This window comes from Streptomyces sp. SID4985, assembly GCF_009863025.1.
In the GTDB taxonomy this organism is placed as follows: Bacteria; Actinomycetota; Actinomycetes; order Streptomycetales; family Streptomycetaceae; genus Streptomyces.
On sequence record NZ_WWIR01000374.1, the window covers coordinates 1 to 7484 of the forward strand.

General features: G+C 70.9%; 7 protein-coding genes and 1 pseudogene. All 8 read right to left on the reverse strand.

The features are described 5' to 3' along the window. Window positions 1–205, reverse strand: a pseudogene (locus tag GTW40_RS15770) (hypothetical protein); the annotation flags it as partial. 121 nt (window positions 206–326) lie between these two features. Next, window positions 327–797: a DNA starvation/stationary phase protection protein gene (locus GTW40_RS15775; RefSeq protein ID WP_161180827.1), complete on the reverse strand. Its 471-nt coding sequence runs from the start codon at window positions 795–797 to the stop codon at window positions 327–329. Window positions 798–1144: 347 nt separating this feature from the next. Beyond that, the gene (locus tag GTW40_RS15780) at window positions 1145–1513 is read right to left on the reverse strand and encodes a helix-turn-helix transcriptional regulator (RefSeq protein WP_161180821.1); all 369 of its coding nucleotides are present in this window, start codon (window positions 1511–1513) and stop codon (window positions 1145–1147) included. Between the two features lie 109 nt (window positions 1514–1622). Further along, the gene (locus GTW40_RS15785; RefSeq protein WP_161180822.1) at window positions 1623–2168 is read right to left on the reverse strand and encodes a nicotinamide-nucleotide amidohydrolase family protein; all 546 of its coding nucleotides are present in this window, start codon (window positions 2166–2168) and stop codon (window positions 1623–1625) included. Next, window positions 2165–2911, reverse strand: a complete 747-nt coding sequence (pgsA, locus tag GTW40_RS15790; RefSeq protein ID WP_161180823.1) for a CDP-diacylglycerol--glycerol-3-phosphate 3-phosphatidyltransferase — start codon at window positions 2909–2911, stop codon at window positions 2165–2167. The genes GTW40_RS15785 and pgsA overlap by 4 nt, the downstream gene beginning before the upstream one ends. Then, on the reverse strand, window positions 2908–4380 hold the full coding sequence (rimO, locus tag GTW40_RS15795; protein WP_161180824.1) for a 30S ribosomal protein S12 methylthiotransferase RimO: 1473 nt from the start codon (window positions 4378–4380) through the stop codon (window positions 2908–2910). The genes pgsA and rimO overlap by 4 nt, the downstream gene beginning before the upstream one ends. A gap of 106 nt (window positions 4381–4486) precedes the next feature. After that, on the reverse strand, window positions 4487–5329 hold the full coding sequence (locus GTW40_RS15800; protein ID WP_161180825.1) for a helix-turn-helix domain-containing protein: 843 nt from the start codon (window positions 5327–5329) through the stop codon (window positions 4487–4489). A 292-nt stretch (window positions 5330–5621) separates the two neighbouring features. Beyond that, window positions 5622–7484 (reverse strand): DNA translocase FtsK (locus tag GTW40_RS15805; RefSeq protein WP_161180826.1); only part of this gene is annotated, 1863 nt, incomplete at its 5' end.

The following is a 7484-nucleotide window of genomic DNA, read 5'->3' on the forward strand; positions in this document are numbered from 1 at the left end:
CCTCCCGCCACCGCCCCGGCCCCACGGCCCCGGCCGCCCGCTCCCTGGCCACGCAGTGCACCGGCAGTACCCCCAGCCCCCACCCGCCGAGCACCACGGAGCCCTCCAGGACCCCCGCGCCCTCCCCCAGCGCCAGCCGCACCGCGGCCCACCACCACGCCGCACTCAGCCCGAGAACAGCCCCCCAGCGCATCACACGCACCATGGCCCGCCACCTCCAGCCGGACGCTAGACCGCCGCCTGTCCCGCGAGGAAGGCGCACCGAGGGCTCACCGGAGCAAGATGGGGAATCGGACTCCTCTCCCATGCCCTGCATTCGCCCGCGCCTAGGAGTTCTCCGCCTGCCACATCCAGTGGTGCTTCTCGAGGTCCCCCGTGATCCCGATGAGGAGGTCCTCGGTCACCGGGTCGGCGTCGCCGGTCGCGTGGACCCGTTCACGCATACGGGTGATGACCGCGCCGAGGGCGGCGACCATCGTGCCGACCGCGTCCGTGTCCTTGATCCAGCCCGCGGGCGCGGACTCCATGCCGCTGCCGGAGGCAACGGAGGCCGCCCGCCCGTCCGGCGAGATGCCGAGCGCGGAGGCCCGTTCGGCCACCGTGTCCGAGTGGGCGCGCGCGGAGGCGACCACGTCGTCGAGCTGGAGGTGGATGGAGCGGAAGCGCGGGCCGACGACGTTCCAGTGGATCTGCTTGGCGACCAGCGAGAGGTCCACCAGGTCGACGAGCGCGCCCTGCAGGGCGTCGGAGACGGTCTTCAGCGCGTCCTCGGACAGCGGGCTCTTCACCACGTACATCGCCGTTCCTCCGGGGTTCTCGGGCAGCCACCAGCGGCGTGCCACCATCGGCCTGCCTCCACCATGACCGGCCCCGTGGACCCCGGCAAACGGTGGAAGCCGGGATGCAAGCCGCCACGCCGTGGCCCGGCACAAGCCCCGCCGATCGGAGGAAAGGGCGGCGCGGACGGCCGAAAGCCCCGGAAACCCGGAAGGACGAATGAGCTGAAGCACGGAAGAGCGAAGGAGCCCCGAAGGACGAAGGAGCCCGGACACGCGAAAGCCCCGGCCGGGCCTCACCAGGATCTCCCTGGGAAGCCCTGCCGGGGCTTCACACGTATGGGGCTGTCAGGCCGCGCGCGTGACGCTCACGCGGCGGCGACCGCCTCGGCCGGTGCCTTGATGGTCACCCGTTCCGGTGGCACACCGGTCACCGAGACGGAACCCAGCATCGGACGGACCGGCGCCGGGACGGCGTCGGTGACCGCGGCGGACTGGGCCAGCTCGGCGAGGGCGAGCTCGTCGCTCACTTCCCGCATGAGTTCCGACATCCGTACGTCCAGCGCGTCGCAGATGGCGGAGAGCAGCTCGGAGGATGCCTCCTTCTGCCCCCGCTCCACCTCGGAGAGATAGCCGAGTGAGACTCGGGCGGACGAGGAGACTTCGCGCAGAGTACGGCCCTGGCGCTGGCGCTGCCGACGCAGCACGTCACCCAGCAGGCGACGGAGCAGAATCATCGGTGGCTCCCTCCTCGGACCGCGTAGCCGCATCCTTCTCGCCCCACCGTACCGCCTCGCGCCGCGGCCGTGCGGGGAGCGATGTCGTGTTCACTCAGGGCTGCAAACATCAAAACCCCCCGTTCCGTTCCGTATCCTGTGCCCGCTCATTTCCGGTCTGTTCGCCCGCAAGCTCCCGTAGAAGCAGGGCGAGTACGCTCCGTACACTCTCCCTACGAATTTCCGCACGGCTGCCGTTCAACCGCAGGGCCTCCACTTTTCCGCCGGGGGCGGAATCAAGGCGCTTTCCGGCCGGTCCGGCGAGGGCGACGAAGACCGTTCCCACCGGGTTCCCGTCCTGCGGATCGGGGCCGGCGACGCCCGTGGTGGCGATGCCCCAGTCGGCCCCGAGGGCCTGGCGCACCCCTGCGGCCATCTGGGCCGCGACCTGCGGGTCCACCGCCCCGCGACGCTCCAGGAGAGCGGCGTCGACACCGAGGAGCCGGTGCTTGAGCTCGGTGGCGTAGGCGGTGACCGAACCGCGGAAGACCCGGGACGCCCCGGGTACCGCCGTGATCTCCGCGGCGACCAGGCCACCGGTCAGCGATTCGGCGACGGCGAGCGTCTCTCCGCTCACCGTCAGTAGCCGGACCAGTTCCGTGGCCGTGGTCGTCACGCTTCCTGTTCCTCCAACGCCGCCGCGCGCTCCGCGATTCCCCGGCGGCGCAGCACGATGGCCTGTCTCACATAGTCGAGCCCGGTGACCACGGTGAGGATCACCGCGGCGGCCATCACCCAGAACCGCAGGGTGGCCAGCCAGCCGGTCAGCGCCAGCACGTACATCCCGACGGCGATGCCCTGGGTGAGCGTCTTGAGCTTGCCGCCCCGGCTGGCGGGGATCACGCCGTACCGGATGACCACGAAACGCATCAGGGTGATGCCGAGTTCCCGGCCGAGGATGACCACCGTCACCCACCAGGGCAGATCGCCCAGGGACGACAGGCAGATGAGCGCCGCGCCCATGATCGCCTTGTCGGCTATCGGGTCGGCGATCTTCCCGAAGTCGGTGACCAGGTTGTAGGTGCGCGCCAGATGACCGTCGAAGAGATCGGTGATCATGGCGACGGCGAAGGCCGCCCAAGCGAACGAGCGCCAGGCCGGGTCGTAGCCGCCGTCCTCCAGCATCAGGACCACGAAGCCGGGCACCAGGACCAGCCGGAGCATGGTCAGCAGATTGGCCACGTTCCAGACACTGGCCTGGTTGACGGCGGCGGCCGCGATCTTGCCGCCACGCAGGGGCCGCGCGTCCGGCGCGAGGGCGGCGGGGCCGGAGACCTCCGGAACACCGTCGGCGGCCCGGTCCGAGGCGCTGTGCGCGCCCGGGGAGCCGCCCGAGGCGGATGCCGGGACTCCGGTCATCTGGCCGCCTCCTCGCTACACACCGACGAGCCCGGAAGCGGCTCGGCCACCAGGTCGACACCCTCCGTGCCGACCACCTTGGCCTCGACGATACGTCCGACGCTCAGGCCCTCGCCGCTCGTGAGCAGCACCTGGCCGTCCGTCTCCGGGGCCTGGTGCGCGGCGCGGCCGTACGTGCCGTCCTCGCCGTCGACGGATTCCACGAGGACGTGCACGGTCTCCCCGAGGCGTTCCTCGGCGCGCTGCGAGACCAGCTCCTCGGCGAGCCGCGAGACGCGTGCGAGGCGCTCGGCCACCACGTCCTCGTCGAGCTTGTTGTCGTAGGTCGCGGCCTCGGTGCCGTCCTCGTCGGAGTAGCCGAAGACGCCGATGGCGTCCAGGCGGGCGCCGGTCAGGAAGCGCTCCAGCTCGGCCAGGTCGGACTCGGTCTCGCCGGGGAAGCCGACGATGAAGTTGGAGCGCACACCGGCCTGGGGCGCCTTGGAGCGGATGGTGTCCAGCAGTTCCAGGAAGCGGTCGGTGTCGCCGAAGCGGCGCATGGAGCGCAGCACGTTCGGCGCGGAGTGCTGGAAGGACAGGTCGAAGTACGGGACGACCTTCGGGGTGGAGGTCAGCACGTCGATCAGGCCGGGCCGCATCTCGGCCGGCTGGAGATAGCTGACGCGCACCCGCTCGATGCCGTCCACGTCGGCCAGCTCGGGCAGCAGGGACTCCAGGAGGCGGATGTCGCCCAGGTCCTTGCCGTAGGAGGTGTTGTTCTCGGAGACCAGCATGATCTCCTTGACGCCCTGCTCGGCCAGCCAGCGCGTCTCGTTCAGGACGTCGCTGGGGCGGCGGGAGATGAAGGAGCCCCGGAAGGACGGGATGGCGCAGAAGGAGCAGCGCCGGTCGCAGCCGGAGGCCAGCTTGACCGAGGCGACCGGGGAGCCGTCCAGGCGGCGGCGCAGGGGTGCGCGCGGTCCCGAGGAGGGCGCGATGCCGTCCGGGAGGTCGACGGGGGCGTGCCCCGGCAGGGCGACGGAGGCCGCGGACTCCTGGCGCTCGGCCGGGCTGATCGGCAGCAGCTTGCGGCGGTCGCGTGGGGTGTGGGCGGCGTGGATGCCGCCGGACAGGATGGTCTGCAGCCGGTCGGAGATGTCGGAGTAGTCGTCGAAGCCGAGCACGCCGTCGGCCTCGGGCAGCGCCTCGGCCAGTTCCTTGCCGTACCGCTCGGCCATGCAGCCCACGGCCACGACGGCCTGGGTTCTGCCATGGTCCTTGAGGTCGTTGGCCTCCAGGAGGGCGTCGACGGAGTCCTTCTTGGCGGCTTCGACGAATCCACAGGTGTTGACGACGGCGACGTCCGCGTCCGCGGCGTCCTCGACGAGCTGCCAGCCGTCCGCCTCCAAGCGGCCTGCGAGCTCCTCCGAGTCCACCTCGTTACGGGCGCAGCCGAGAGTGACGAGTGCGACGGTACGGCGTTCAGGCATGGGCTCAAGACTACTTTGTCTGACCGGCACCCTATGTCGACGGGGTTGGCCGCTCCCGGCCAACCCCGTCGGTACACCGCTCACCCCGGGGTCACCCCCGGAGAAGTCATCCCACCTCGGGGTCGCCCTTGGTGTAGGTCAGACGCTCCACGGCGCCCGGCCGGAAGTCGTCGTCGATCTTCTTGCCGTTGACGTACAGCTGGATCGCCCCGGCGTCGCCGAGGATCAAGTTGATCTTGGAGCTGTCCTGGAAGGTCTTGGACTGGCCCTTGTCGAGCAGCCCGTCGAAGAGCATCCGGCCGTTGTGGTCCTTGGCGGAGATCCAGCTGCGCCCGTTGGCCGCGCTGACCTGGACGGTCACCTTGTCCTGGGGGGCGGCGGCGATGGCGCTGTCGGACGGGTCGGACTTCGGGACGACGGGCTTGGCCGTGGTCGGCGCGGCGGTCGGGGACTTGGTGACGGTGGGCGAGGGGCTGGCGTCGGCGGCCTGCGTGTCGGCCCCGCCGTCGTCGCCCTTGAAGGCGGTGAAGCCGACGAAACCGATCACGACGACGATCGCGGCGACCATGGCGGCCGTCCAGTTGGGCCCCCGCCGTTCGGGTCGGATGCGCTCGGCCTCGAACAGCGGCGCGGCCGGGGTGGGCGCGGGCCGGCCGCCGTGCTCGGCGTCGAACTGCTCGACCAGCGGCGCGGGGTCGAGGTGCACGGCACGGGCCAGTGTGCGAATGTGCCCACGGGCGTACACGTCGCCGCCACAGGGCGCGAAGTCGTCGGCTTCTATGGCGTGCACGATGGCGAGACGGACGCGCGTGGCGTTGCTGACGTCGCTCACCGTCAGACCGGCGGCGAGGCGCGCCTTCTTGAGGGCATGGCCGACGGAGGGACGCTCTTCGTCGGGTACGTCGTGGAACGGACGCTCGTCTTCGGGGGAGTTGCTGCCGATGGACACGGGGGCGCCTTTCGAGCGTGTGAGCCACCTGTGCTGGAGGTTCAGTCTAGGCGGGGTGCGAAAGGGTGGGGCAAGCGGGCGACGGGACTTTGTACGCCATCGGAATGGCCGCTCAGCCCGACGGCGGGACGGGGGAGTCGGCCCCCGAAGGAAACCTCTACCCCGCATCTCGCTCAACTTGACGTACTGCGAAGGGAAACGGTTGCTCATCGAGATCTAACGGGTGGATCACGGTGGTGCCGCCACCCGGCGCAACTACGACACGCCGGGTGGCCTGTTCCCCTTCGGCGTGTTAACCGTCGGACTCCCCGCGGATGACGGCGAGCACTCCGTCCAGTTCGTCGGGTTTCACGAGAACGTCACGCGCCTTCGAACCCTCGCTCGGACCCACGATGTTCCGGGACTCCATGAGGTCCATCAGCCGGCCCGCCTTGGCGAAGCCCACGCGCAGCTTGCGCTGGAGCATGGAGGTGGAGCCGAACTGCGTGGAGACCACCAGCTCGGCCGCCTGGCACAGCAGGTCGAGGTCGTCGCCGATGTCCTCGTCGATCTCCTTCTTCTGCTTGGTTCCCACGGTGACGTCGTCCCGGAAGACCGGCGCCATCTGGTCCTTGCAGTGCTGGACGACGACCGCGACCTCCTCCTCGGTCACGAACGCGCCCTGCATACGGGTCGGCTTGTTGGCGCCCATGGGGAGGAAGAGGCCGTCGCCCTTGCCGATGAGCTTCTCGGCGCCGGGCTGGTCGAGGATGACGCGGGAGTCCGCCAGCGAGGAGGTCGCGAAGGCCAGCCGGGAGGGCACGTTGGCCTTGATGAGACCGGTGACCACGTCCACGGAGGGCCGCTGCGTGGCGAGCACCAGGTGGATGCCGGCCGCGCGGGCGAGCTGCGTGATACGCACGATGGAGTCCTCGACGTCGCGGGGAGCGACCATCATCAGGTCGGCCAGCTCGTCCACGATCACCAGCAGATACGGGTACGGCTGCAGCTCGCGCTCGCTGCCGGGCGGCGACGTGACCTTGCCCTCGCGCACCGCGCGGTTGAAGTCGTCGATGTGCCGGTAGCCGTAGGCGGCGAGGTCGTCGTAGCGCAGGTCCATCTCGCGCACGACCCACTGGAGCGCCTCGGCGGCCCGCTTGGGGTTGGTGATGATCGGCGTGATCAGGTGCGGGATGCCCTCGTAGGCGGTCAGCTCGACGCGCTTGGGGTCGACCAGGATCATGCGCACGTCGTCGGGGGTCGCGCGCATCATGATCGAGGTGATCAGGCAGTTGATGCAGGACGACTTGCCGGAGCCGGTCGCACCGGCGACCAGCATGTGCGGCATCTTGGCCAGCGAGTGCATCACGTACCCGCCCTCGACGTCCTTGCCGAAGGCGACCAGCATCGGGTCGTCGTCCTCGGCGGACTCCGCGAGGCGCAGCACGTCGCCGAGGTTGACCATCTCCCGGTCGGTGTTGGGGATCTCGATGCCGACCGCCGACTTGCCGGGGATCGGGCTGATGATCCGCACGTCCGGGCTGGCGACGGCGTACGCGATGTTCTTGGTGAGCGCGGTGATCCGCTCGACCTTCACGGCGGGGCCGAGCTGGACCTCGTAGCGGGTGACCGTCGGGCCCCGGGTGAAGCCGGTGACGTCGGCGTCCACCTTGAACTCGCTGAACACCGTGCGCAGCGAGGCCACGATCGCGTCGTTGGCCGCGCTGCGCGCCTTGCCGGGGCCGCCCCGGGTGAGCAGGTCGAGGGAGGGCAGCGCGTAGGTGATGTCCCCGGCGAGCTGGAGCTGTTCGGCGCGCGCGGGCATCTCGCGGGGCGCGGGCGGGGCCGCCTTGGTGAGGTCGGGCACGCTGCCGGAACCCGAGGAGCCGCCGGAACCCGAGGATGTGTCCCGTCGCGGCCGGGCGCCCGGCACCGGGGACGGCGTCGGCACCGGCGTCGTCTCCTCGCGGTCGCCCACGCTCACGCCCTGGGTGAGATCGGCGACCACCGGAGAGGGCGGCATCCCGTGCAGCACGGCCCCGTCGAGCGCGGCGGCGGCCGCAGCGGCGACGTCCACCGCGTCCATCGGCCGCTTCCCGTCGGGCTGGGGCACGGCGGAGCGCCGGGGGCGGCTCCGGCGGCGCGCGAGGGCGTCCTCCTCGGCGCTGTCCGGGTC